This is a genomic window from Dyadobacter sp. 32 (assembly GCF_902506755.1).
GTDB lineage: Bacteria > Bacteroidota > Bacteroidia > Cytophagales > Spirosomataceae > Dyadobacter.
Genome location: NZ_LR735258.1, coordinates 5,739,647 through 5,765,670 on the forward strand (window position 1 = coordinate 5,739,647; position 26,024 = coordinate 5,765,670).

Genomic DNA, 26,024 nt, shown 5'->3' on the forward strand with positions numbered 1-26,024 from the left:
GAGCTAATTTCAACCATTTTTTGGGGTTTGCATCATTCAGTTTTACTTTTGGTAACTGGAAAATGGTGTTCAATTCTTTTACAACAATGTTCAAATCTAATCTTCTGCACATAGGTGCTCAAAAGGCTGCATTAAGCAAGCGACAGAAAGAGTTTAACAGGCTGACCAAAAGGATAGAGCAGATTGGTAAGATGATATCGGATCTTACCAAAGGTGGAGAGCAGTTGCAGCAAAGGATTGATAAAGAATGGAAGCCCATATTAACTGAGCTGAATGCTGCCAAGGCCGAGATGGTGAGGGGAATGGATCGGGTGTACTCCGATAAGCTTTTGAAAAAAGTGGATCATAAAAAACTGGCCCATTTAATAACCGACCTGAGCTACGAATTGATCAAAGATTATGGTTTTGACGACTTGAAGCCTATTTTTAATAAGTATAGTGACGTTGATTTTGATACCATGGATGCTGAGGCAGAGCTTGAAGCGGCGGAAATGGCAAAACAAATGGCCTCCATGTTTGGCGTTGATTTTGATGATGACGAAGATATTTCCACCCCGGAGCAATTTCAGGAGCAGATGTTCAGAAAGTTGTCTGAACAACAGGAAGCATGGGAGGAAGAGGAGCGCCTGAAACAGGAAAAACGAGCCCAAAGACCAAAAACACAGAAACAACAGGAAAAGGAAGATAAGCAGAAGGAACAGGAACAAAAACTAACCAAATCGGTAAGATCGGTGTATATGGACCTTGTGAAGGCGTTTCATCCCGACAGAGAAAAGGACGATGCGGAGAAGGAGCGTAAAACGGAAATTATGCAACGGGTCACGCAGGCATACAATGACAACGACCTCTTGAGTCTGCTGAAACTTCAGATGGAGTTCAATAGGATTGATCAGGACCACTTGGAAACGCTCGCAGATGAGCAGCTACTTTATTATAACAAGATTTTAAAGCAGCAGTTGACTGACCTTGAGCAGGAGAAAAACAGTGTTGTTGAGGGACTTGCCCAATTATCTGACATACCCCCTTATCGAATCAATTCTATCGAAACGCTGTTTTTTAAGTTCAATCAGGATCTGAGGGAATTTAAAAGGGAATTGAAGATGACTAAAAGTGAGCTGTCGCTATGGAGCGATGTGCATCAGGTTAAATCATATCTCAAAACCTATAAAATTCCGAAAGAACAAGATTTCGATTTTTATTGAAATACAGTTATTTTCCAAGGTTTAGCCCAAGTTGTCGGTTGATGGGATCAATCAGGTTATTGTCGTTGTGGTGAGGAGAGTCCGGATCTGTCACAGTGTTTGAAGCATTTTGATCAGGTTTTTGTAGTCTGTTTACCCATTTGGGCGTACCAAATAAGTAGACTTTGTCACTGGTAACCCTCTAGCTATGGTGAGTCATCACAATCCTTGGCAATTTTCCCCTTATCCGACTTCTTGCAAATGAAAAAGACTATCCTTTTTTGCCTGATCCTTTCATCGCTGGCCAGCCTTACAACAGTCCAGGGACAGGCGATCAAAAAAGACAAGCCGCGTTTTGCCGGTCTCCATTTCGACTTTCATGCACAGCTGGCTGATACCGCGATTGGACAAACTTTTACGGCCTCCATGATCGATACTCTGTTGTCTATGGTCAAACCCGACTTTATTCAGGTTGATTGTAAGGGGCATGCAGGTATTTCCAGCTATCCTACCAAGGTGGGGAATACGCCCCCTGCTTTCAAAAAAGACATTATGAAAATATGGCGCGAGGTGACCAATAAGCACGGAGTCCCTCTGTTTGTGCACTATTCGGGTGTATGGGATACCCGTGCAAATGAATTGCATCCCGAGTGGGCGAGGATCAATGCGGATAGCAGCCGGGATAAAAATGCCGTGTCTCTGCTGGGGGATTATCCATCAAGGCTTATGGAGCCCCAACTGGCTGAACTTGCGCGGGAATATAAGTTGGACGGTGCCTGGATTGATGGTGACTGCTGGATACTCGGCAACGATTATTCCCCCAAAGTCATGGAAGCATTTACCCTGGCAACCGGAATCACCAACATTCCGCGAAAATCGACCGAACCCAATTATTTTGAATGGATGGAGTTCAACAGGGCCCTGTTTCGTAAATACATTGGCAATTATGTGAACGCGGCACATGCCGCAAATCCTGATTTTAAGATCACCAGCAACTGGTCCTTCTCGTCCATGATGCCCGAGAAGGTGGACGTGCCGGTTGACTTCCTTTCGGGTGACGTGGCAGGTACCAACAGTCTGTACAGCTCCGCATTTGAAAGCCGTTGTCTGGCATTACAGGGAAAGCCCTGGGATTTGATGTCCTGGTCATTTGCCTGGAAAAATAATCTTAAAGCAACCAAGTCGGTTCCTCAAATGCAGCAGGAGGCTGCGGAAGTTTTGGCCATGGGTGGCGGATTTCAAACTTATTGGCAGCAGAATCGGGACGGAACGCCGGAGCCTTATCTTTTCAAAAAAATGGCCGACGTAATCAAGTTTTCCAATGAACGCAAGGCGTTTTGTTTTGAGGGGAAAATAGTACCGCAAATTGGGTTACTGTATTCTACTTATGCCTGGAAACGAGTTCCGGTGAACAATTTGTACACGTCGCATTCGCAGGGCGCTATGAAGGGGAATCTCAATATGCTTCTGGATAGTCAGTTACCAGTGGATATCCTGATGGATCACCAGCTTGATGGCCGGATGGAGGATTATCCTGTCCTGGTGCTTCCTGAATGGGAACACATTGATCCGGCCATGCATAAGCGGTTAAGGCAATATGTTGAAAATGGCGGTAATCTGATCGTGGTAGGAGCCCAGGCAACGAAAGACTTTATAGAACCGCTTGGGGTTTCGTTTATTGGTAATGTCCAAAAGGACAGTTCCTTTATTGCTGGTTTCAAAAATCAGAACGTAATAGTTAAAACCGATTTTCAGCCGGTACAGCCACTCAGGGATACCAAAAGTGTGGGCATGCAGATGAAGGAAGACGACGCCCGCTTTCCGGGCGACCGTCCGTTGGCGACCATACGCTCCCTCGGGAAAGGGAAAATTGCTGGCGTTTACATGAATTCGGGTAATTTTTATATCAAAAACAAAAATCCGCTGGTTCCGCAGTTGATCAAATCCCTGGTGGAAACCATGGATCCATGGCTGATGTCAAAAGTTTCAGGCTCGGAAAACCTGCATCAGGTTGTGAGTAAGAAAAATGGAAAACTGTATGTTCATTTGATCAATACCAACGGCCCTCACGATAATCCCACGGTGATGGTTTATGAGGAGGTAGCACCCTTAGCCAATATCGACGTATCGGTGCGTTGGACCAAAACGCCTAAAAGCGTTCGACTGCAACCGGGCAACACCAAGCTGCCCTATACCTATAAGAACGGCAATGTCCTGGTCAGGGTGCCGGAGCTTAAAGTGCACAGCATGATTGAAATAGAGTAGGCTGGTAATAGCGTAAGCTTTTCAGAACAGGCACTTCGTGCAGGCGGCTGGCTTCGTGGCCTTTGCATGGCTGGTCGGTTTCAAATCCATTGTTATTTTTAATAACCCCTAACGGAAGATGATACGCGCCGCAAAATTTCTCCTGTACATTTCGATTTGCTTTTGTTCTCGATTCAGCGCGCGTGCGCAAAGTTTTAATCCTCAGAAACAGGACCGCATTATTCTGCTGGGCAACACCTTTGCCGATAGAATGCGGCACTACGGGTATTTCGAAACGTTGCTGCAAAAGAATTTTCAGGGTAAAGCACTTACGGTGCGTAACATGGGATGGAGTGCCGATGAGGTGGGGCTGCAACCCCGGCCGCTGAATTTTCCAGGTTTCCGGAATAGTGATGCCAGGTCCACCGATGAATCCAAAGAGGTATCCTTTAAGCGCTACAAATTTGAAGGAGAAAAAATAGTAATGCCTGTGGCACTCAATTTCGCCGGTCTTCATCAGGATCTGACAGAGCAGAAAGCGGACATTATATTTCTGTGTTTCGGGATGAACGAATCCTTCAAAGGGGAAGCAGGCTTGCCGCAATTCGAGAAGGATTTACAGACTTTCATGCATGCCCTTTCAGGCCAGAAATACAACGGTCATTCTGCACCGCAGCTTATCCTGGTTTCACCCATTGCACATGAGGATCTGGGTGGGCATTATCCCAAACCCGAGACACACAATCATAATCTGAAACTTTATTCCAATGCCATGCAGCAGGTGGCGCGGCAAAACAACGCTTTGTTCCTGGATCTTTTTACCCCATCGCTGGAGTGGATGATTGCCCACCCCGAGGCTCCTCTTACCATCAATGGCATTCACTTAACGGACCAGGGATACAAGGAAGCGGCAAGGTGGATGGCGCGTCAGTTGGGTTTTCACAAAAGACATATAAACCTCAATTATACAACGTTGAATGCGAGGAGATTACGAGAGGTCATAAAAATGAAGGACGACCACTTTTTCTACAGGTGGCGAGCTGTAAATGGCGAATATATTTATGGAAGAAGGAGGGAGCCCTTCGGCGTGCTTTCCTTTCCGCCAGAACTGAAAAAATTAACATTTATGACAGCGGCGCTCGATACCGTCATTTGGAGATTGGGCAAAGACACAGGAGATGAAGGTTATAAGCGGGCAAGGGAGATCGTTGATGAACGTGGCAAGGCGGTGGCATTGAGCCATATTCCGCAAGTGATCATGACCGGCCGACAGGGGGAGGCGCATGCCATGGGAGCGCACGCCGCGCATGTAGCAAAAAGCTGGCCTGCGACTACCGAAAGTTTCACATTGCCCGCAGGCTATGAAATCAACCTGTTTGCGTCTGAAAAAGATTTTCCTGTTGAGAAGCCGGTTGCCATGAATTTTGACGCAAAAGGAAGATTATGGGTAGCCACCATGCCCACTTATCCGCAATATTTTCCAGGTATTCCGGTACACGACCGGATACTAATTCTGGAAGACACCGATGGGGATGGCAAGGCGGACAAGCACACCGTTTTTGCAGATGACTTATATCTTCCTCTTGGGTTTGAATTTTACAATGGAGGCGTTCTGGTTTCTCAGGAACCTGATATCGTTTTCCTCAAAGATACCGATGGAGACGGAAAGGCGGATCTGCGGGAAGTAATCCTGACTGGTTTTGGTTCTGAGGACAGCCACCACGCAACCCACGCGTTTACCTATGGGCAGGATGGCGCTTTGTATTTTAATGAAGGAACATTTTTAAATACCCAGGTGGAAACCCCGTATGGTCCGGTTCGCTCATATAGCGGAGCCACCTACCGTTATGAGCCAAGAACAGGTAAGCTCCAGCATTATATTTCCTATCCGTATTACAATCCCTGGGGAAGTGTTTTCGACAGGTGGGGAATGCATCTGATCGGTGACGCGTCCGATGGGTCCAACTATTTTGCGCCGCCCATGACCGGCAAAGTCGACTATCCGGGCAAGCACCCGAGAATCAATATGTTTACCAGCGCCCGGGTGAGGCCTACCGCAGGTATTGAAATCGTGTCCAGCCGGCAGTTTCCCGATGATGTACAGGGTAATTTTCTGGTTAACAACAACATTGGATTTCAGGGGACTAAGCAGCATCAGATCATCGCCAGCGGATCGGGCATTACGAGTAGGGAGGTGGAACCCATGCTGCAATCTTCCGACCCGAATTTCCGACCTATTGATCTGAAGTTCGGGCCCGATGGGGCACTTTACATCGTTGATTGGTACAATCCACTCGTATCGCATGGCGAAAACCCACCCCGTGATCCCATGCGCGACAAATTGCATGGCAGGATCTGGCGTATCACCTATAAAAACAAGCCCGTTTTGGAACGGACCGATGTTTCCAGGCAAAGTGTAAGTGAACTACTCGATAACCTGAAAGTTCATGAAGATCGGTTCCGATACCGGTCACGCGCGGTTCTACGCGAGGAGGCAAGTGATAAGGTAATTCCTGAACTTGAGAAATGGGTAATGAATCTGGATAAAAACGACCCGGAATACGAGCACAACGTACTGGAAGCACTTTGGCTTTACCAGGATTTTGACAGGCCGAATCCAGAGTTGTTAGGGCAGGTGCTGGGTGCAAAGGATTTTCGGGCGCGTACTGCGGCCACAAAAGTTCTGGCAAATTGGAAAGATCGGATTCCTGATGCTTTGTCCCTTATGAGCGCGCGGATTCATGACGAATCTCCCCGTGTACGGCTGGAAGCTGTTGTTGCTTTAAGTCATTTCGATGGTGAAAAAGCTATTGTGGCTGCTTCTGACGTATTCAGGTATCCCACGGATTACTATCTGGATTATGCAATCAATGAAACGTTTGGGTATTTAAAGCCGCAATGGTTAGCTGCGTTTAATACGAATAAGGACTTTCTGGCTGATAATCCGGTTGCGGCCAGGTGGCTGCTGAGTCGCGCCAGTGAAAATGAACTGCTGGCCCTTCCTCAGAGTAAAATTGTCCTGGAGTCGCTGCTTACTCATCCATCGGTAAGTAAAAAGGTAAAAGAGGCAGCCTTGGTCCAAATCGCCGGTCAGGCTCAGAAAAAGCCTGTTGAAGTGATTTTGGAAACAATCTCTAGTCGTCACCTGATTAAGGCAAATTTTGCGGATTTCAGAAAAAGAGAAAAGGACCTTATTGAAATTTTACTGACACAGGATCAGGCACATTTGCAGGAAAGCAAAAGTCAAATCGTCCGGTTTTTGGACAAAGGACAGCATAATAATCTTCAGGCCCTGGCCTATGCCGCACTGATTACGGCAGATGGGTCTGATAAAACGGCACGAAGGCTGGCGGATCGAAATCCGGTTAACATGACGAATTATCTGAATGGCATTTCAATATTGGACGATGAGGCACTTCAGGGAATATTTTATGAGGAGGTGAAAGGACTTACCTCCAAAATCCCGGCGGATTCGGTTAACATGACGGCATACAGAGTATTGGCTCAGATGACCGGAAAAGATGCGGAGAAAATATCGCTGATATCTGGCCTGATTGTACCTGATGGGCCGTATATTGATTTGGGGATGGAAATCATATCTTCTAAATCGGACAAAGAATTGACGGGAGCGTATGCGGAAACAGCAGTGAGGCAGATTTTGAATTATATTAAGGAAGCGCCTGCAAACCAAAAAACGACGGAGCAATTCGATACGATGATCGATTTGGGAAAGCGGCTGAGCGCTTTACTGCCGGAGAATGAAAGGAAGAGCGCGCTGTCTGTTTTAAATCGTGCAGGTACTTTGGAAATCAGGATATCAGCATTACCGGCAAAGATGTTGTTTGATGTTGAAAAGGTCGACGTGGCGCCTGGCCGTGCAGTTTCGCTCCTGTTTGAAAATCCGGATCTTATGCCCCACAATGTGGTTATTGTCAAACCCGGCACTACGCAAAAAGTGGGTGAAGCAGCCGATGCGATGGCGAAATTAACAGATGGCTTCGAAAAGAATTTTGTTCCTGACATGCCCGAAGTGTTATTTTTTACTCCGTTGGTCAATTCAGGGAAGAATTTTCGCCTCAATTTCATAGCGCCTGAGATACCTGGTGCTTATCCGTTTATTTGCTCGTTTCCAGGTCATTGGCAGGTGATGAAGGGCATACTTGAAGTTGAATGAATTGTGTAAGTGATTATGATTTTTGCAAATGGAAATATTTAACCCGGACCACAAAAGCACATCGTCCTTATCCCGCCGTGGGTTTATTGCCAGTGGAGCCCTTTTTGGCGCCGGCATGCTTCTTACGCCCAAATTGGCTTTTTCAAAAAACAGGAACTTGAAACTGGCGGTCGATTTTCCACATTTTCCGTCCCGGCTTCATGCCTTTGTGTGGCGTAACTGGTTTTTAGTGCCGGTGGAACGTATGGCGATGGTTGCTGGCTGCGAATCTCGTAGCATCATGGATCTTGGAAAACGAATGGGGCTGCCTGCTCCCGAGCCCATTCCGGAAGATCAGAATCGACGTAGCTACCTGACCATCATTCGTCGTAACTGGCACCTTTTGCCCAGGGAGCAACTTTTGCAGCTATTGGGCTGGGATGATGAAAAGCTCACCTTCACCTTACAGGAGGACGATTTCTTTTTTATAAAACTCGGCAGTGTCAAACCCGAATGTGAAGTTATAAAATACAAGGAGGCAGACGCCCGTGTCCGCATGGCCGAGAACAGGTTGTTTCAGGTGATAAAAAAAGAGTTTCCAAATGGATTCCCAAAGGCAGAACAGCCATTGTTTCATTTCGTAAAAGAGTTGTCTGCGCCTCTTACGACCAGGCCTTCGGTCACCACTTCCGGTTTTGCCAATCGCTATGGTTACGCCTACTTTGCGTTATTTGGTGATCCGCTGCTCGAACCCGATCTGGATCCCTACCCGGATGCCTATCTGGACAGAATGGTAGCGGCAGGAATGGGAGGTACCTGGCTGCACATCGTGCTCAGCAAGATTACACCTTTCCCGTGGCAACCGTCATGGAGCGACAAGTGGGAAGTGCGGCTCGAAAACTTAAAGAATCTGGTGGTCAGGGCTAAAAAACATGGTATCGGAATTTATTTGTACCTGAACGAGCCCCGTTATCTGCCTTTAAAGTTTTTTGAAAAGTACCCCGAACTGAAGGGGGTGACGGTTGGAGAGCAGGCTGCACTTTGCACCAGCCATCCCGAAGTGCAGCGTTACCTGGTCGATTCCATCGCCATGATTACCCGGCGGGTGCCGGATCTTGCCGGGTTTTTCTCCATAACCGCATCCGAAAATCACACCAACTGCTGGTCGCATGGGCGGGGAGCGGAATGCCCTCGCTGCGGCAAAAGGGGAGCAGGCACGGTGATCGCCGAATTGAATAATCTTTACGCTATGGGTATTGCAAAAAGTGCCGCATCTGGAAGTAAACCTGAGCTGATCGTTTGGGATTGGGGTTGGAAAGACGGACTGGCTGAACAGATTATCCCACAGCTTCCAAAGCAGGCTGCGCTGATGAGCGTTAGTGAATGGGACATTGAAACCAACAGGGGAGGAGTTAGAAGTAAAGTGGGGGAATATTCTATTTCGACGGTGGGCCCCGGACCGCGCGCGCTGCGTCATTGGAAACTTGCCCGGGAAAATGGGCTCAAAACAATAGCCAAAATCCAGGCTGGAAATACCTGGGAGATTGCGGCCGTGCCTTATATTCCTGCCCTGGAAAATGTAGCGAAACATGCCGTCAATCTGCGGGATGCCGGCGTAGATGGTCTCATGCTGGGATGGACGCTGGGTGGCTACCCGTCGCCCAATCTCGAAGTGGTTTCGGTGATTGGCGCCAATCCTGACTTTACTCCGCTTCAGGCCATGCACAAAGTTGCCCGGAATCTTTTTGGAAAGGCGGCGGAGGCGGTCGTCGAAGCGTGGAGCGCATTCAGTACGGCATTCAGTGAATTCCCTTATCATGGTGCGGTGGTTTACAATGCACCTTTTCAGGTTGGGCCTGCAAACCCTCTGTGGGAGAAGCCGACGGGATTCAGGGCAACGATGGTGGGCATTCCTTATGATGATCTGAAAAGCTGGACCGCCATTTATCCGTCAAAAATATTTGCAGCGCAGTTGAAGAAAGTTTCTGGTGGGTTCAGTCAAGCCCTTGACATTATGAAAAAAAGAACCGGTCCCATGAATTTATCTTTGGCTGAAAGAGCTGCCCTGACGGAGGAATGCCAGATAGCAGAAACGGTGGCGGTTCACTATGGAAGCATCGTAAATCAAATCGAATTCATTAGCATAAGGGATGGAATTGCCGGGCTTAATAAGGAAGAACGGGTAGCAACGGTAGCTTTGCTTCAACAAATTCTGGAAAAAGAAATTGTTCTTGCCAAACGAATGAATGTATTGCAAAATGGAAATTCAAAATTGGGTTTTGAGGCTACAAATCATTATTTCTACATTCCGTCGGATCTGGTTGAAAAGGTAATAAACTGCCGGGATCTGACGAATCGCTGGCTGCCAGGTCTTACCCAATCCTGAAACAAAATGAATAAATTGCTTATTATATTATTTGTTTCTGTTGCAGTTCCTGGATTTGCTCAGCGGACTATGCCGCTATATCCTGCCCAGATACCTAATGCAAAAAATGTATCGGACGAGGAGACCCGAAAGGCAAACAGGGAAGTTGATTCGCTGGCTTTTAAAGTTTCGCGGCCAACAATTTCTGTGTTTTTAGCTCCTGCAAATAATGGTTCTCCAGGGCCAGCAGTAATTATTTTCCCGGGTGGGGGCTATGGCACATTGCTCATCAAGCGGGAGGGAAGTGACGTGGCAAGGGCTTTCAACAAGCTCGGCATCCATGCGTTTGTAGTGAAATACCGGCTTCCAAGTGAAAGGACAATGATTGACCAGTCCATCGGTCCGTTGCAGGATGCGCAGCAGGCGATTAAAATGGTCAGAGAAATGTCAACAGAATGGCAGGTGGATCCCACCAAAATAGGTGTAATGGGCTTTTCAGCCGGAGGCCATCTTGCGTCTACGGTAGGTACTCATTTCGATAAAATGTACATTCCCAATAGTAGCAACACAAGCCTGAGACCTGATTTTATGCTGCTGATCAATCCGGTCATCAGTTTTACGGACAGTATCGGGCATATAGGTTCGCGGGAAAACTTACTGGGCAAAAATCCATCGGCAGAGCAGATCCGGTTATTTTCAAATGAGTATCAGATCAACCATTCCACACCGCCGGCTTTCCTGGTGCATGCAGGAACGGATGTGGTGGTGCAAGTTGCAAATAGTCTCAGTTTTTATCAAAAGCTACGGGAAAACCAGGTTGACGGAGCGTTACATATTTATTCCAAAGGCGAACATGGCTTTTTAACCTATCCAAGTTTTGAAGAGTGGTTCGGGAGATGTGTTCACTGGATGAGGCAGATGAAATTTGCACAATGAATTGGCACAGAGGGTTGTGATGCCAGGTTGTGGTGCACTTTACGACTTAGTGAAAGGATAAAGACGGGTATGTGCGTATCCTTGTAAGCTGGGCATCCGTTCTGTACAGGTCAGTACAGGATAGTGGCGTCGATTATTTTAGGAATTTTTGGATATTATTTTCTTTTTTTTTGAGAGTATGATATTTGAAAATTGCTCTTGTTATACATAGAAAAGAGGAATTAAAGTTTTGCTAAACCTATAAAAACCAACCCCAATGACGCGCAGAAAGAATAAAGGAATGTTTACCATGGCGGCAACTCTTGTGGCTGCTTTGATCATGATCGGCCAGGTTTCATGTGTGGCTCAGAAGAAAGAGAAGGGGTTCAAGTCAATATTTGATGGAAAAACACTAAAAGGCTGGGATGGAGATACCAAGTACTGGAGAGTCGAAAATGGCAGCCTTGTTGGCGAAATAACCCCTGAAACGCTATTGAAAACCAATTCATTTATAATCTGGCAAGGAGGCGAGCCGGGTGATTTTGAACTAAAAGGATCCTTTAAAATTGCCGAAAAGGGGAATTCTGGAATTAATTACCGCAGTGAAAAGGTAGCTGACATACCCAATGCCTTACGCGGTTATCAGGCTGATATTGACGGGGCAGTCCGCTACACCGGGCAAAACTATGAAGAGCGGAAGAGAACTACACTTGGCTATCGCGGCGAAATTGTGACAGTGAATAATCCAACCGATAAGTCTCCAGAGGCTTTCAAGGCCAATTTGAAAAACAATGCATGGCTTGGAAGGACGGTCACAGGTTCTCTTGGGACTTCTGACGAGCTGAAAACCAAAATCAAGAGCGAGGACTGGAATGAATTCCATATCGTAGCGAAGGGTAATCGTTTGCAGCATTTTATCAACGGGGTTTTGATGAGCGACGTGACCGATAATGACGGCATTAACGGAAAGTCAAGCGGATACCTGGGTATTCAGGTACACGTAGGTCCACCTATGAAAGTTGAATACAAAGACTTACGCATTAAGCAATAATTTCGACCCAATAAAAAAGTTTTCAACTGCGGATCTAAGCTCACCGTGCAACCGATCGCCGCAGTAGCTAACCGCTAACAGCTCTTTTAATGAATAAAATAGGATTTAATGTACTTGCCTGGACTGCAGCCGTATCGGATGATGTTTTTCCCATCATTGACAGGCTGAAAAAAATCGGCTACGATGGCGTAGAGTTTTATCTCGGTTCACCGGATACTTCGGCTTACCAGCGTATGGGCAACTTTACAAAAGAAGCCGGCATGGAAACTACCGCTGTGATTACCGTAGGTAAAGAAGATAATCCGATCAGCGAATCTGCCGAAATACGAGCAAAAGCCCTGGATAAAATTAAATGGGCAGTAGACCGCGCTCATGATCTGAATGCCAGAATAATCTGCGGGCCTTTTCATTCAGCTCATACCGGATTTGTCAACCGTCCTGCCGAAGAATGGGAGTACGCCCTTGCCGGTGAAGTATTACACGCTGCGGGAGACTATGCAGCACAGGCCAATATCGTGTTTGCGCTGGAAGCACTCAACCGGTTTGAATGTTACTTATGTAATACCACCTCTCAGCTACTCAAGCTCGTCAATGCCGCAAATCATCCCAATGTCAAGGCGATGTTTGATACGCATCATGCCAACATTGAGGAAAAAAAATATGAAACTGCACTCGATATTATAGCACCTGTACTGGCACATGTGCATATCAGCGAAAATGATCGCGGTACACCGGGTGACGGGCAGGTGTTATGGGATGATGCGTTCTCTTCTTTGGCCAAAATCAATTATAAGGGTTGGCTTACCATTGAGGCGTTTTCAAGAAACGACCCGGATTTTGCCAATGCAATTGGCGTGTGGAGGGAATTCTCTGATCCATGGGATATAGCAGAAAATGGCTACAGGTTCATTCGGGAGATGAGTATGAAGCATGGGTTGCATTAAATTAAGAATTAAGAATTACATCTTTTTACCCGTGGCATTGCCGCGGGAGTAACCTAAATCTTAACCATGTCACATTCGCTTCCATTCAAATTCGGCTCTGAAGTATACACCTGGTTCATGAGCGGTAACGGGCAAACGCATCAGGGCCGTCTGGGTCACATGATTGAAATTATCTCCAAAGCAGGATTCAGCGGTATTCAGCCGATTTTTACCTGGATGGGTGATCTGGTTGATCCGGATCTTTTGGAGGGAAAATTGAAAGAACAAGGTATAGAACTGGCCGCACTGGCACTTGCGCTTGACTGGAATAACCCGGAGGAAACTGAGCGGGAAAGGGAAGTGGCTGATCACGCCATTCGTGTTTTGGAACGGTTCCCGGGGGCGGTTCTCAATACGGTGCAGATCCCGAGTGGCAGGCACGACATTGTGCAGCGTCAGCAGAATCTGATCCATATCGTAAACGCGGTTTCCAAACGGGCCGCCGACAAAGGTGTACCGTGTAGTTACCATCCCAATTCACCCCATTCATCTATTATCCGGACGGAGGAAGACTATAAAATCGTGCTCGAGTCGCTTGATTCGGCGGTCACGGGCTGGACGCCGGATGTGGGTCACATCATCAACGGGGGCATGGATCCGCTGACTAAGATGAAAGAATATCAATCGCTGATCAACCATGTGCATTTCAAAGATTGGAACGGCAACCCGGAATTCACCCTGATGGGTAAAGGAAAAGTGGACCTTTTAGGTGTAACCCAATGGCTGAAAGATATAAACTATTCTGGATGGATTATTTGTGAGGACGAAGGCGAGGAAGCACTCGAAGATCCCGACTTCGTGACTTTGCATGATGGCAAGTGGATTCAGGAAGATTTAATACCGGGATTGAAATAAGCTGTCGGCTTTGGGCGGTCAGTTTTTGGCTTTTGCCATCCGGAAGTAAGCCAATCGCCATCATTTGAGAAGACAGAAACAACGGCGGGAACTATAAAAAGTAACAAGCGCCGAAGGTGCGTAACATTTGCATAAGTTTTTAGTAGCGATCCGCCGCTAAAAGCTAACAGCCAATCGCTAACATAGCGGAAATATAGAATGTGACAAGGAAGCGTTTCGCAGCTAAAAGCCAATAGCTGATCGCTAAAATCCAAAAATATGCCAACAATAAAAACCAACGGAATAAATTTTTACTATGAACAACGTGGATCAGGAAAATCAACCGATGATATTCCTGTTTTACTGATCATGGGCATTACGGCTCCAGGGATGGTTTGGAATGTGCATGTGGCTGATTGGCAAAATCATTTTAAATGCATCATGGGCGATAACCGTGGTGTGGGGTTAACCGACAAGCCTGCCGGGCCATACTCGTCCGAACAAATGGCTGATGATTATGCGGGGCTGCTGGATGCAATTCAAGTTGAAAAGGTAAAGGTGGTTGGTTGTTCAATGGGAAGTACCATCGCCCAGCAACTAGCCATTCGGCACCCTGATAAAGTGCATTCCTTGGTACTAATGTGTCCCTGGGCCAGGTGTGATCAGTATGCCAAGGGGCTTTTTCAACACATCATGAATGCAAAAGCCCGGTTCCGACCCGAGGAATTTAGCCTATATATCCAGTTGCTGATCTTTTCGAAATCCACCTGGGACAATGATGAAAAACATGCTGACCTGGAACAGGGCAGAATGCAGGATGCTTTTGGGGCTTTTCCACAGCCACTTCATGGATTGGAGGGGCAGGCTGCAGCGTGTATCAATCACAATGCGTTAAAGGATCTGATCAAAATTCAAAAACCAACATTGGTCATAGGTGGTCGGGAAGATATTTTTACACCCGTATGGATGGCCGAAGAAGTAGCCGGTGCCATCCAGGATGCGGAGCTATATCTTTATGACCACTTGGGTCATGCGTTTCATTTTGAAAATACAGAAGATTTTAACCCCAGGGTGAGAAACTGGCTGCTTGAAAATTAAAGGTTTTAACTTGACTGGTAAAATTGACCAATTTGGTGCTTTTTACACATTAACAAATATTCGATATTGGAAATGCCGGGGCAGATCAACGATAGCTGGAAAGACAAAGTCTCCAATCATTATCAACTGGGTGGTATTGAAACCTCCGTATTGGATAATGGAGCTGGAAGAGGAACGCGGATTGCCTGGGTAAATACGGGCACCGGACTGAGATTTAAGGTGGTGATTGACCGGGCCATGGATATTGCCGATGCATTTTACAACCAGCATAGCCTTGCCTGGCTAAGTCATGGTGGCATTACTTATCCACAACCTTTCTCAGATGGAGGAATTGATTGGTTGAGGACATTTGGAGGGGGATTGCTTACAACCTGCGGACTTTCGCATGTGGGAGGTCCCGAATCAGACGAGTTTGGGGACCGCGGGTTGCATGGCCTGATCAGCAATACACCGGCTGAAATCATTTCGATCATCCAGCCTGATCCAAGGGTAGGTCAACTGGAAATGAGTATTACGGGTATCATCAGGGAAACCAAACCATTTGGCCCCAGCCTGGAATTGAAAAGGACCATTTCGGCAACGCTGGGAAAAGCTACCATCCGGATTCATGATGAGGTGATGAACAAAGCCAACACAGCCGCGCCACACATGTTGCTGTATCATTTCAACTTCGGCTATCCGCTGGTGGATGATGGTACAGACCTCCTTTGGAAAGGGAAATGGCATCCCAGGCACGGGGAAGAAAATGCGCGGATTTTCAAAGAAGGTAATAATTTCAAAAAATGCCCCGGACCCATCGCTGATCATCTCGGATCAGGGGAAGAAGTTGTTTTGGTGGATATAGAGGCAGATATTTTTGGAGACAGTGTTGCTGGTCTGTACAATTCCAGACTCGGCCTCGCAGTGTCTATGAAGTTTAAAAAGGAGCAATTACCCTGGTTTGCCAATTGGCAGCATTGGGGAAAAGGGGAATACGTAACAGGATTGGAACCAAGTACGCATCCGCTTTCCGGTCAGGCGCAGGCTCGAAAAGATGGAACACTTCTGTTTATTGAACCGGGTGAGAAACGGGAGTATGAGGTGGAGCTGGAAGTGATAACGGATGAGGAGTTGATTAAGGAGTTTTTGGTTGATTTTGGTTTATAATGAGTGATAATTGTTTTCCAACTTTGATGGAAATATCGACTAGGTGGTCAGGTTGAGCGGTAATTATATTGCATAAAAACAACGTGAGCGGGGCGCCGTGCGGTGACGATTATGCGGTTGTCATGCTGAGCGGAGCGGCCGTCGCTGCGGTCGAAGCACTGGCCGGAATGTGTATAATTCAATCATCGCGGCCTACCCTTCGACTCCGCTCAGGGTGACAGTTCGGCTCAGGGTGACAGTTCCGCTAAAGTTGACAGCTCGGCTCAGGGTGACAGTTCCGCTAAAGTTGACAGCTCGGCTCAGGATGACAGCTCGGCTAAAGTTGACGACTCCGCTCAGGGTGACAGTTCTGCTAAAGTTGAAAGCTCGGCTCAGGGTGACAGCTCCGCTAAGGTTGGCAACTTTGCTAATGTTGACGCCGCCGCTAAGGTAGACAAATTTACTCAGGGTGATAACTCCGCTAAGGTTGACAACTTTGCTCAGGATGACAAAATCATGGCATAAACTAAGTAAAGAAAGTAAGATTAAGATAACTATAATAACTAAACCAAATTTCAAAAATTAACCAATGGGACTTTCAAGTATAGCCGAAAAGGCGTTAGAACAGGGCAAAGGAATATTACGTTTGGCTCCAACCTGGGTGCCGCGTTCATTTTGTGTACCTGGTCGCAGAATAAAATTACATCCGGATGATTATTACGTTTTGGGTGGAGAGCGTGGAGGTATTGATGAACGCTGGCTGTCGTCAACCACGCCCGCAGAGAATGGGCCACTTACCGGCGAAAATGAAGGTTTGAGCCAGATCGTTTTTGAAGATGAGTCAGGTGTTCAGAAAGTGACATTGCGGGACGCGGTAAACGAGCTTAAAGGCGAAATTATAGGTGACCGTCTTTGGGATGAATACAAAAGCTGGCCGATGTATTCTAAGTTTTTTGACAACATGGGTCCATTGCCACACCATATCCACCACAGAGACGAACATGCCGCGATGGTGGGTCAGAACGGAAAGCCTGAAGCATATTATTTCCCCCCACAGCTAAACAATCACGGAGGTGATTTTCCATACACTTTCATAGGTATTGCTCCCGGCACCTCCAAAGAACAGATCAAGGAGTGCCTGATGAACTTCACCAAGGGTGATAATAAGATCACCAACTACTCGCAGGCGTTTCGTCTGGAGCCTGGAACAGGCTGGGATGTTCCTCCTGGAATGTTGCATGCCCCTGGCAGCTTGTGTACCTATGAGCCTCAAAAGGCATCCGATATTTTTGCAATGTATCAGTCACTAGTCAACGAGGCGATTATTCCGGAGGAGTTGCTCTGGAAAGGAACGCCGAAAGACAGAATCGGAGATTATGACCTGCTAATGGAAGTGATCGACTGGGATTTGAATGTAAATCCTAATTTGATGGAAAAGCACTTCATGCGTCCCAAGCCGGTAAAAGATGTGGCTGAGATGGCGGCAGAAGGATATAGCGAAAACTGGATCTGTTATAAAAGCGAGGCTTACAGTGCCAAGGAACTTACCGTTTTTCCGGGACAGACTGTCACCATTACGGATGCTGCTGCATACGGGATGATCGTGATGCAGGGGCACGGGAAATTCGGTAACTGGGACATTGAGACACCCGCTCTGATCCGTTACGGACAACTGACAAACGATGAATTTTTTGTAACTGAAAAGGCAGCAAAAGAAGGTGTTGTCATCAGCAATCCATCGGCCAATGACCCCATTGTGATTCTGAAGCACTTCGGGCCGTTGAACCCGGATTTAGTATTGTAAGCAGCCGGCTTTCGGCAGTGAGCCATAGGCTTTCTACCACTGCCGAAAGTCAATGTTTACATAAGCAATATCAAGTTTTAAGTACCTAGTTGTTTTCCTAACCAAACAAGCTGATAGCTAACAGCTAACAGCTAAAAGCTACTAAACATGCCAGAAAATAATTATCCCAAGCTCCACAATGCCACATGGCCTGGTATTGTTGGTAAAGGTTCAGAGTCAGAACCGATTATCCCTTTTGACACATTACTTGAAAAAACCGCTGCTGCGGATGTAAACGGTGTGAAGTTTGACGGCGTCGATATCGGCCTTTTCGATGATCATCTCGGGCCGTATCTGAATAGTGAAGACGGAGCCAGCCGGCTCGCCGACAAGGTAGGTGGCTATAATCTTGAAATAGGGAGCCTTGTTGCGAACGTGTGGGCAGGGTCTGCGTTGGGAAGCCAGGAATCCCGCGATGTATTTGTAGAGCAGGTTCGCAAAGCATGTATTTTTGGTCAAAAACTTCGTGAGGCGGGTGTTCGGAAAGGCGGCGTGGTCCGTATTGACTCGGCGGTTTCTCCTGAAATTTGGTCAGCTGACCCCGTGGGAAATACCAAACAAATTGCAGAAACTTTTCGTCGTGCTTGTGACGTTGCAGCAGATTTTGGTGAAAAGCTTGCTGCGGAAGGTGAAATATGCTGGGGAGGTATGCAGAGCTGGAAAGCGATGATTGATACAATGGAGGCCGTGGATCGTCCCAATATGGGTTTTCAGGCAGACATGTCTCATACATTCCTGTATTTGCTGGGTTACAACAGTCCGGAGGATCGCATTCTGCCTTTGGATTTCCAATGGAGCGATAGAGCTGCTTTGGAAGAAGGGCTTAAAACGATGACAGCAAAATTGCGTCCATGGACCTTTGATTTTCACGTTGCGCAAAATGACGGCACGGTGCACGGAACGGGTTCTCATGATAAAACAGGACGCCACTGTCTGGCTACGGATCCAAACGGGAAACTCGACATCACACACGATGCAGGCTATTGGCTCCGTAATGAAAATGGTGAGCTGACCAAGGCTTTCCGCCACATCTGCTGGGATGGTTGTATGTTCCCGAATTCGGTGATGGGCAACCAGCAAACCTGGAATGATATTCTGGCTGCATTGGTGAAAGTTCGTCAGGCGCACGGCTGGTATCAGGAATCGTAGTTTCTCCGAATTAAATAAGTTATTGATAAAAAGCTGATAGCTATCAGCCAATTGCTTTAAAGATATGTCAAACAAAAAAGAGATTAGAATAGCGTTGATCGGCACCGGTTTAATGGGCCGTACGCATTCCAACGGATACAACCGGATTACTAATTTTTTTCCTGAGCTGGAATACACGCCGGTATTAAAAGTAGCCTGTTCGCGTAATGCAGAGAAGGCGAAAGCTTTTGCTGAACAGTGGGGTTATGAATCATTCGAGACCGACTGGAAAAAAGTTATTGCTCGGGATGATGTCGACGCGGTTGATATTTGCACCGCCAACGATACCCATGCCGAAATCGCTATTGCTGCTGCGGCGGCTGGCAAAATGATCCTTTGTGAGAAACCTTTGGCAAGAACGCTTGCAGAAGCGCAAACCATGGTGGATGCTGTTGAAAAGGCAGGCGTTAAAAATACGGTCTGGTATAATTACCGAAGGGTTCCAGCCGTAACCTTGGCAAAGCAAATTGTGGATTCCGGCAAATTGGGTCGTATTTTTCATTACCGAGCCAACTTTTTACAGGACTGGACCATTAACCCGGATGTGCCGCAGGGCGGTACCGCAACGTGGCGTCTGGATGTAGATGCTGCAGGATCGGGTGTCACAGGCGATTTGCTTGCACATTGTATCGACACTGCCATGTGGATTAATGGTGGGATTAAGGACGTTTCTGCGGTTACTGAAACCTTTATAAAGGAACGGGTGCATTCCGAAAGTGGCAAAGTGCAGAAGGTCGGAATTGACGATGCGGCTATATTCCATTGCCATTTCGACAACGGGTCGCTCGGTCTTTTTGAGTCAACCCGATATGCACGTGGTCACAAGGCGCTTTATACTTTTGAAATCAATGGTGAACATGCCTCCATTCGTTGGGACCTGCATGATCTGAACCGGCTGGAATATTTCGACCATAGTGACGAATCAATCGTTCGTGGCTGGAGATCAATTCTGGTGACAGATAGTGATCAGCCGTATATGAAAAGGTGGTGGATACCCGGCACGAGCATTGGATACGAACATTCATTCATACATCAGGCAGCCGATTTCTTCGAAAGCCTGCAAACCGGCAAAGACTGCGCTCCAACCTTCAAGGATGCGCTGGAAACGCAAAAGGTTTGCGAGGCGGTGATTGATTCGGCGAACTCGCGGAGCTGGAAAGATACCGGCGTGGCGTGGACTGGATCGTGATTCTTTTTAACGAAAACCCGGGGTGGAAATACCCCGGGCTGAGGGATGGAACCCTTTCAGGGTAAATTCATATTTACCCTGAAAGGGTTCCATCTTTCAATAGGGCATCGCCCTATACTATTGCCCAGAATATCACCATCATCAACATGCCATGTCTCAATCACTATCAAAAATCTGTGTACATATCGTATTCAGTACCAAGTATCGTCTCCCGCTTATTGATGAAAAGATCGAAGAAGAATTATGGAATTATCTGGGTGGTGTTTGTAATGAATTGGAATGTGTGAGTATTAAAGTGGGAGGATATGTCGATCACGTTCACATTCTATGTGTTTTATCAAAGAAAATAACGGCGATGAAACTTTTGCAAGAAGTGAAACGAAGTTCTTCTTTATGGATAAAGACAAAAGGAAAGGAATATGAAGACTTCTACTGGCAAGACGGATATGCAATATTCTCTGTAAATCCTTACGAGTTAGACTTGGTTATCAGATATATCACCAATCAGAAAGACCATCATAAGAAAAAAGACTTCAAAGGAGAATTAAGAAGCTTTTTGAAAAAATACAATGTCGAGTATGACGAAAAATATATATGGGATTAAATATTCGTAGTAGTCTGGCCTGAAAGGCCTATATCTCTCAAGATGGGGCAGCGCCCTATTTTTCCGGTGAGAGGATACTAATTAAGACTTAATCGTAAGTTCGATGCCCAACAAAATCCTCCAGGTCACCAGCCTCACCAAATCCTACTCCGGCATAAAAGCCCTGGATAACGTGCAACTTACCCTGCAAAAGGGGACAGTACATGCCCTGATGGGCGAAAACGGAGCAGGGAAATCAACCTTCATGAAAATCCTGATCGGGCTCGTAGATGCGGACTCAGGAAATATTATTTTTGAAGGGAATGAGCTGAAAGCGCGTGGTGTAAACGACATGCAAAGAAAAGGCATTTCGATGATCCACCAGGAAATACTCATTATTCCTGAACTTACCGTTGCGCAAAATATCTTTCTGGGACGAGAAAAGGAGATTACAGGCTCCAAAACAGGCTGGCTGAATGAGGACCTGATCACGGCAAAAGCAAAGGAACTTTTGAAACAACTGGGTCTGGATATTCTGCCCACGGCCCGGATGAAATACCTCAGTGTAGCGCAAATGCAGATGGTAGAAATCGCCAAAGCGATCTCGAATGATGCGAAAATCATTATCATGGATGAGCCTACCTCGGCTATATCCGACAAGGAAGTTGCGACTTTATTCAGAATTATCCGTGATCTTAAAGCCAAAGGGGTTGCCATTATTTACATTTCGCATAAAATGGATGAGATTTTCAGAATCTCCGACACCATCACGGTTTTGAGAGATGGAAAATACATAGGCACGAAAAGCGCATCGGAACTAGATGACAATAGTCTCATCAAAATGATGGTCGGGCGAGAAATTGAGAATATGTTTCCTGAAACCGGTTCGGAGAAAGGCAGACAAATACTTTCAGTCAAAAATCTCACTAAAAGGGGGAGGTTTACCGACATTAATTTTGACGTTTACGCTGGGGAAATTCTGGGGATAGCAGGGCTGATGGGTGCCGGCCGAACAGAAATCGCCAGAGCTATTTATGGTTTGGATAAATTGGATGGTGGTGAAATATATATTGACGGGGAAAAAGTGACAATTAAATCTGCCGATGATGCTGTCAAAAAAGGCATTGGCTATGTGAGTGAAGACCGTAAAGGTTTGGGCTTAATCCCCCAGATGTCGGTGTTGCAAAATATGACACTGGCAAGTTTGTCAAATCACCGCCGCGGGATTTTTATCAATACAAAAAGTGAAAATACCGTTGCGCAGGAAATGATAGACATCCTGAAAGTGAAGTCGTCCGGAGTAAACCAGAAGGTAACACATTTAAGTGGAGGAAACCAGCAAAAGGTCGTCATTGGAAAAGTCTTGTTGTCTTCGCCAAAGGTTATCATTCTGGATGAACCAACCCGGGGCGTTGATGTAGGCGCCAAATTTGAAATATACAAATTGATTCAGGACCTGGCTGGGAAAGGAATCGCCGTCATCATGATTTCATCCGAATTGCCGGAGATTTTGGGTATGAGCAATCGGATTATGGTTTTGTCAAAAGGGAAACAGACAGCCATGTTGTCCAAATCCGAAGCCACACAAGAATTGATTATGAAGTATGCGGTTGAATAGCGGTTTGCTGAGAACAATTGGCGATTGGCTTTTTTAGTGATTAATCATTTTATAAATAACTAGAAATCTAAACCTTTCAAATTGGAAAATAATTTACAAGCCCGGTTCCGGAATTTTGGTCAGTATGGGATATTTGTGGCTTTTGCTATAATCTGTCTGGTGCTGGCCTTGAGCACTCCCCGATTTTTCACAGTGTCAAATCTGATGACGATCGGAAATCAGGTTTCCATCAATGCGTTGTTGGCCTTTGGGGTGACATTTGTGATCATCACTGGGGGGATAGACCTTTCGCTGGGGTCGATGGTGGCCGTTACCGGTGTCGTAGCGGCTATGTTTGCTCATCCAGATACTTATCCGGTAATCGTACCCATTTTTATCGGACTGGCTGCCGGCTCGGCAATGGGTGCTTTTAACGGACTGGTCATTACAAAAAGCAAAGTGCCGCCCTTCATTGTAACACTAGGTACCATGACAATCGGGCGTGGTTTGGCACTCATTTTGAGTAAAGGACGACCCGTTTCCAATCTGTCCGACTCCTTCAACTTTATAGGAGGAGGCAATCTTTTCGGTATTCCATTCCCTATCATCATTCTGATTGTGGCATTTGTCGTTTGTTCCATTGTTCTGAATAAAACCATTCTGGGACGCTACATGTATGCTGTTGGCGGCAACGAGCCTGCAGCAAGAGCGTCCGGGATTCGTGTCAGCCGTGTGAAAATGTGGGTATATATCATTTGCGGTTTGCTTTCTGCAATGGGAGGAATTTTGCTTACTTCCAGGATCACAACCGGCCAGCCCAATGCAGGCTCAGGCTTTGAGTTGGACGCCATTGCAGCGGCTATTATTGGTGGAACAAGTACATCCGGCGGAACTGGCTCAATGACCGGCACATTAATCGGTGCCCTGTTAATCGGCGTGATCAGCAATAGCCTGGATTTATTAAACGTGACAAGTTATTACCAGCAGGTGGTGATGGGAGCGATCATCATAGGAGCTGTGGTTTTGGATAGTATGGGAAAGGAGAGGTAGGGCTTGGGGAGATGGGCATGGGGGGGAGGAAGGGAAAAGGAGAAAAGGAGGGTGGAAAAAGGAGGAAGGGAGACAAGGATAACGCCTGGTTGCCCAACGGGCGTTCATGTCTGAGGATCGGGCAAGGCTCGACTAACTTGTTATTAAATGGTGTAAATTATTCAATATCAATACAATGAAAAATATTAGGTTGTCAGGATTGTTGCTTTTGTCCGTATTCATGGCGGGTTGTAATCAATCAAAAACCGATGATTCGGGAGAAAAGAAACTAGTGATTGGCGCCACCATGCTCAGCATGCAAAATGAGTTTGTGGTCAATGTCGCTGATGCTATGGAACAGAAAGCCGGTGAACTGGGAGTGAAGTTAATTCTGGTCGACGCCGAACGTTCCGCTTTAAAGCAGGTGGAACAGGTGGAAAGTTTTATTGCACAAGGGGTAGATGCTATTATCATCAACCCATGTGAAGTAGAAGCAAGTTCACCAGCAGTGAAACTGGCACTGGATGCTAAAATTCCCATCATCAATGTAAATTCCGAAACATCAGCTACACCCACGGCTTTCGTAGGTTCTGATGATGAGGAAGCGGCCAGAATTGCCATGAGATATATTGCTGAAAAACTGGGTGGAAAAGGAAACGTATTGATGATGCACGGTTTTATGGGGCAGGCCGCTCAGATTAAACGTGATAAAGGGGCGAAAGAGATATTAAAGGCAACACCCGGTTTGACATTACTTGCCGAACAATCCGGTGAATGGGACCGTGCCAAAGCCATGTCGTTGACTGAAAACTGGATACAGACCTACGGATCAAAAGTGAATGCCATTTTTGCCCAGAACGATGAAATGGGAATGGGAGCCGTCAAAGCGCTGGAAGCGGCAGGATTAAAAGGTAAAGTTATGGTGGTAAGCGTAGATGCGATTCCGGATGCGTTGCAGGCTGTGAAAAAAGGAACGCTGGATGCCACAGTTTTTCAGGATGCCAAACAGCAGGGAGGGCAGGCCGTAGAAGCTGCTGTAAAAGCTGCAAAAAAGGAAAAATTTGAAGCTAGCGCGCTGATCCCATTCAAACTGGTTACAAAGGAAAATGTTGGGGAGTTTTTGAAGTAAATCTCAATCAACTGATTAAGATTTGGTCCGTGTTTAACTGCACGGACTTTGTTGTTTAGGGACCCTTTTAATCATCATTAGCTTAATAAATTTCAGTAAAAAGTATAAAAGGTCTATTTACGGTTACAACCAATTCGCAGGTAGTAGCGTCTCCTGAATACTGACTTACTTAAACACTTTGCTAATGAAGACTGCAGTACTCGCAACAATGATTTCCCTGGCATTTTTTGGAACAGGATGCCTCCATAATGATCCGGTTGAACCTGAAATTATCATTGAACCCACATTTTACGTTCTGGTTAGTCGTGATACAATCAGCGCCGGAGAACATCTCGGGATTCGGGTATCGGCGGATCCGGAGAATGCTTATGCCGCGCTCCAAAACCTTCGGGAAACAAAAGGTATCCCATATGTGAATGTGGTAAGTAATATTTTCTCCAATGTGAATGAGCTCGATAGCCGGATACATTTATACCAATCCATTTTTCTGGATGAGCGGAAAGGAACAGACTCTGGTATTCAGATCAGCTTTGAGGCTGGCAAGGTGAAAAGTATATATCTGAATAGCGGGAAGCAACTCGCTCAGTGGCCGTTGAAGGAAAATGCCTCCACCTCCGTTCGTATAGGTGATCCGGCAGATGCTTTGCATGGCAAGTTGATCAAAATACAGAGCAAAAACGCTTATGCTAATAAGTTCGAGCGGATTTCTCTATTCACCAAAGAGCTTGCTTCACGATACGATCCGATCATGACCCAATCACCGCAATGGTATTTCCGATACATGACGGCACCGAAGTTGTACGAGCATGTCGAGATCATGATGGCGAATGGTAAGGTTACATATCTGGTGGTGAGTACGTACAAAGATCCATCCTAAGTTGTTTTTAAGGCTCCTGGAATTTTTCGGGAGCTTTTATTTTGCAAAATGAATTTTTGATTTGCAAATCGCAAATCGAAGAACAGCTTGGATGGTCGCGATTTATCACTAAATTTATCTCTATTGATAATAACAAATTTGCCTAATTATTTCGATCACGTACCATATACGTGTTAAGAAAGATTATGCGTCAGCTTTGATAGAGGATTTGCAAAAGGTCGAGGCGGTTGAAGTTATTGAAGAGACCACGGGTGACAATGTTGAAATTGTTGAATGGCAAAAGGCGTTAGTTTTGTCGCGGCTAAAAGAGCTACGGGAATTTTCTGAAAGGCTTGTTTCGATTACGGACGCCGAGCAGCGTCAAGCAAGCTTAGAGGATAATGGCGTCTTTTGACATATTTCTTTCTGAGGGTGCAATCCGGGATATAGAAGATGTCGTTTTTTATTACAATGAAAAGACGACCGGGTTAGATTTTCGATTTTTCAGTCAGGTGGAAGCATCTTTTAAAAGGATTTCCTATAATCCATACCTATATTCCTTGCGATACGAAAACATTTGGTGTGCGGGTGTCTGGAAGTTCCCATTTTTAGTCCATTTCAATATTGATATAACAAAAAAAGGGATTCTGGTGCTAGCAGT

19 protein-coding genes are annotated in these 26,024 nt (G+C 46.2%); all 19 read left to right on the forward strand.

Going from position 1 to position 26,024, the window contains the following annotated elements; translation table 11 throughout:
• Nucleotides 1-86: 86 nt before the first annotated feature.
• The 19 genes from DYADSP32_RS23535 (at nt 87) to DYADSP32_RS23625 (ending at nt 25,778) form a co-directional block, all read left to right on the forward strand.
• On the forward strand, nt 87-1,202 hold the full coding sequence (locus DYADSP32_RS23535) for a hypothetical protein (RefSeq protein WP_149240474.1): 1,116 nt from the start codon (nt 87-89) through the stop codon (nt 1,200-1,202).
• Between the two features lie 240 nt (nt 1,203-1,442).
• The gene (locus tag DYADSP32_RS23540; RefSeq protein WP_149240473.1) at nt 1,443-3,446 is read left to right on the forward strand and encodes an alpha-amylase family protein; all 2,004 of its coding nucleotides are present in this window, start codon (nt 1,443-1,445) and stop codon (nt 3,444-3,446) included.
• Between the two features lie 118 nt (nt 3,447-3,564).
• Nucleotides 3,565-7,599, forward strand: a complete 4,035-nt coding sequence (locus DYADSP32_RS23545; protein WP_149240472.1) for a PVC-type heme-binding CxxCH protein — start codon at nt 3,565-3,567, stop codon at nt 7,597-7,599.
• 28 nt (nt 7,600-7,627) lie between these two features.
• Nucleotides 7,628-9,964 (forward strand): hypothetical protein, encoded by a 2,337-nt coding sequence (locus DYADSP32_RS23550; RefSeq protein WP_414618003.1) that lies wholly within the window; start codon nt 7,628-7,630, stop codon nt 9,962-9,964.
• 6 nt (nt 9,965-9,970) lie between these two features.
• The gene (locus DYADSP32_RS23555; RefSeq protein WP_149240471.1) at nt 9,971-10,879 is read left to right on the forward strand and encodes an alpha/beta hydrolase; all 909 of its coding nucleotides are present in this window, start codon (nt 9,971-9,973) and stop codon (nt 10,877-10,879) included.
• A gap of 256 nt (nt 10,880-11,135) precedes the next feature.
• On the forward strand, nt 11,136-11,909 hold the full coding sequence (locus tag DYADSP32_RS23560) for a DUF1080 domain-containing protein (protein WP_149240470.1): 774 nt from the start codon (nt 11,136-11,138) through the stop codon (nt 11,907-11,909).
• 89 nt (nt 11,910-11,998) lie between these two features.
• A complete protein-coding gene (locus DYADSP32_RS23565; protein ID WP_149240469.1) occupies nt 11,999-12,853 on the forward strand; it encodes a sugar phosphate isomerase/epimerase family protein in 855 nt (284 codons plus the stop codon).
• Between the two features lie 66 nt (nt 12,854-12,919).
• Nucleotides 12,920-13,747 carry a sugar phosphate isomerase/epimerase family protein gene (locus tag DYADSP32_RS23570; RefSeq protein ID WP_149240468.1) on the forward strand — a complete coding sequence of 276 codons (828 nt, stop codon included), beginning with the start codon at nt 12,920-12,922 and terminating at the stop codon, nt 13,745-13,747.
• 258 nt (nt 13,748-14,005) lie between these two features.
• Nucleotides 14,006-14,824 carry an alpha/beta fold hydrolase gene (locus tag DYADSP32_RS23575; protein WP_149240467.1) on the forward strand — a complete coding sequence of 273 codons (819 nt, stop codon included), beginning with the start codon at nt 14,006-14,008 and terminating at the stop codon, nt 14,822-14,824.
• A gap of 72 nt (nt 14,825-14,896) precedes the next feature.
• Nucleotides 14,897-15,970, forward strand: coding sequence for an aldose 1-epimerase family protein (locus DYADSP32_RS23580; protein WP_149240466.1), 1,074 nt, complete (start codon nt 14,897-14,899; stop codon nt 15,968-15,970).
• A 568-nt stretch (nt 15,971-16,538) separates the two neighbouring features.
• The gene (locus DYADSP32_RS23585; protein ID WP_149240465.1) at nt 16,539-17,753 is read left to right on the forward strand and encodes a hypothetical protein; all 1,215 of its coding nucleotides are present in this window, start codon (nt 16,539-16,541) and stop codon (nt 17,751-17,753) included.
• A gap of 147 nt (nt 17,754-17,900) precedes the next feature.
• Nucleotides 17,901-18,941, forward strand: a complete 1,041-nt coding sequence (locus tag DYADSP32_RS23590; protein WP_149240464.1) for a TIM barrel protein — start codon at nt 17,901-17,903, stop codon at nt 18,939-18,941.
• Between the two features lie 64 nt (nt 18,942-19,005).
• Entirely contained in the window at nt 19,006-20,169 is a 1,164-nt protein-coding gene (locus tag DYADSP32_RS23595; RefSeq protein ID WP_149240463.1) for a Gfo/Idh/MocA family protein, read from the forward strand.
• Between the two features lie 151 nt (nt 20,170-20,320).
• Nucleotides 20,321-20,773: an IS200/IS605 family transposase gene (tnpA, locus tag DYADSP32_RS23600; protein WP_149240462.1), complete on the forward strand. Its 453-nt coding sequence runs from the start codon at nt 20,321-20,323 to the stop codon at nt 20,771-20,773.
• A gap of 103 nt (nt 20,774-20,876) precedes the next feature.
• On the forward strand, nt 20,877-22,370 hold the full coding sequence (locus DYADSP32_RS23605) for a sugar ABC transporter ATP-binding protein (RefSeq protein WP_149240461.1): 1,494 nt from the start codon (nt 20,877-20,879) through the stop codon (nt 22,368-22,370).
• Between the two features lie 81 nt (nt 22,371-22,451).
• On the forward strand, nt 22,452-23,399 hold the full coding sequence (locus DYADSP32_RS23610) for an ABC transporter permease (protein ID WP_149240460.1): 948 nt from the start codon (nt 22,452-22,454) through the stop codon (nt 23,397-23,399).
• Nucleotides 23,400-23,574: 175 nt separating this feature from the next.
• Nucleotides 23,575-24,507, forward strand: coding sequence for a sugar ABC transporter substrate-binding protein (locus tag DYADSP32_RS23615; protein WP_149240459.1), 933 nt, complete (start codon nt 23,575-23,577; stop codon nt 24,505-24,507).
• A 184-nt stretch (nt 24,508-24,691) separates the two neighbouring features.
• Entirely contained in the window at nt 24,692-25,384 is a 693-nt protein-coding gene (locus tag DYADSP32_RS23620; RefSeq protein ID WP_149240458.1) for a hypothetical protein, read from the forward strand.
• A gap of 196 nt (nt 25,385-25,580) precedes the next feature.
• Nucleotides 25,581-25,778: a hypothetical protein gene (locus DYADSP32_RS23625; RefSeq protein ID WP_149240457.1), complete on the forward strand. Its 198-nt coding sequence runs from the start codon at nt 25,581-25,583 to the stop codon at nt 25,776-25,778.
• The last annotated feature ends 246 nt before the right edge of the window (nt 25,779-26,024 follow it).

Bases quoted from the DNA above. Each gene is read 5' to 3' on its own strand.
- DYADSP32_RS23575 (WP_149240467.1), top strand. From the start codon at position 14,006: ATGCCAACAATAAAAACCAACGGAATAAATTTTTACTATGAACAACGT.
- DYADSP32_RS23545 (WP_149240472.1), top strand. From the start codon at position 3,565: ATGATACGCGCCGCAAAATTTCTCCTGTACATTTCGATTTGCTTTTGT.
- tnpA (WP_149240462.1), top strand. From the start codon at position 20,321: ATGTCTCAATCACTATCAAAAATCTGTGTACATATCGTATTCAGTACC.
- DYADSP32_RS23620 (WP_149240458.1), top strand. From the start codon at position 24,692: ATGAAGACTGCAGTACTCGCAACAATGATTTCCCTGGCATTTTTTGGA.
- DYADSP32_RS23615 (WP_149240459.1), top strand. From the start codon at position 23,575: ATGAAAAATATTAGGTTGTCAGGATTGTTGCTTTTGTCCGTATTCATG.
- DYADSP32_RS23565 (WP_149240469.1), top strand. From the start codon at position 11,999: ATGAATAAAATAGGATTTAATGTACTTGCCTGGACTGCAGCCGTATCG.
- DYADSP32_RS23585 (WP_149240465.1), top strand. From the start codon at position 16,539: ATGGGACTTTCAAGTATAGCCGAAAAGGCGTTAGAACAGGGCAAAGGA.
- DYADSP32_RS23590 (WP_149240464.1), top strand. From the start codon at position 17,901: ATGCCAGAAAATAATTATCCCAAGCTCCACAATGCCACATGGCCTGGT.
- DYADSP32_RS23535 (WP_149240474.1), top strand. From the start codon at position 87: ATGTTCAAATCTAATCTTCTGCACATAGGTGCTCAAAAGGCTGCATTA.
- DYADSP32_RS23595 (WP_149240463.1), top strand. From the start codon at position 19,006: ATGTCAAACAAAAAAGAGATTAGAATAGCGTTGATCGGCACCGGTTTA.
- DYADSP32_RS23580 (WP_149240466.1), top strand. From the start codon at position 14,897: ATGCCGGGGCAGATCAACGATAGCTGGAAAGACAAAGTCTCCAATCAT.
- DYADSP32_RS23605 (WP_149240461.1), top strand. From the start codon at position 20,877: ATGCCCAACAAAATCCTCCAGGTCACCAGCCTCACCAAATCCTACTCC.
- DYADSP32_RS23555 (WP_149240471.1), top strand. From the start codon at position 9,971: ATGAATAAATTGCTTATTATATTATTTGTTTCTGTTGCAGTTCCTGGA.
- DYADSP32_RS23570 (WP_149240468.1), top strand. From the start codon at position 12,920: ATGTCACATTCGCTTCCATTCAAATTCGGCTCTGAAGTATACACCTGG.
- DYADSP32_RS23540 (WP_149240473.1), top strand. From the start codon at position 1,443: ATGAAAAAGACTATCCTTTTTTGCCTGATCCTTTCATCGCTGGCCAGC.
- DYADSP32_RS23560 (WP_149240470.1), top strand. From the start codon at position 11,136: ATGACGCGCAGAAAGAATAAAGGAATGTTTACCATGGCGGCAACTCTT.
- DYADSP32_RS23550 (WP_414618003.1), top strand. From the start codon at position 7,628: ATGGAAATATTTAACCCGGACCACAAAAGCACATCGTCCTTATCCCGC.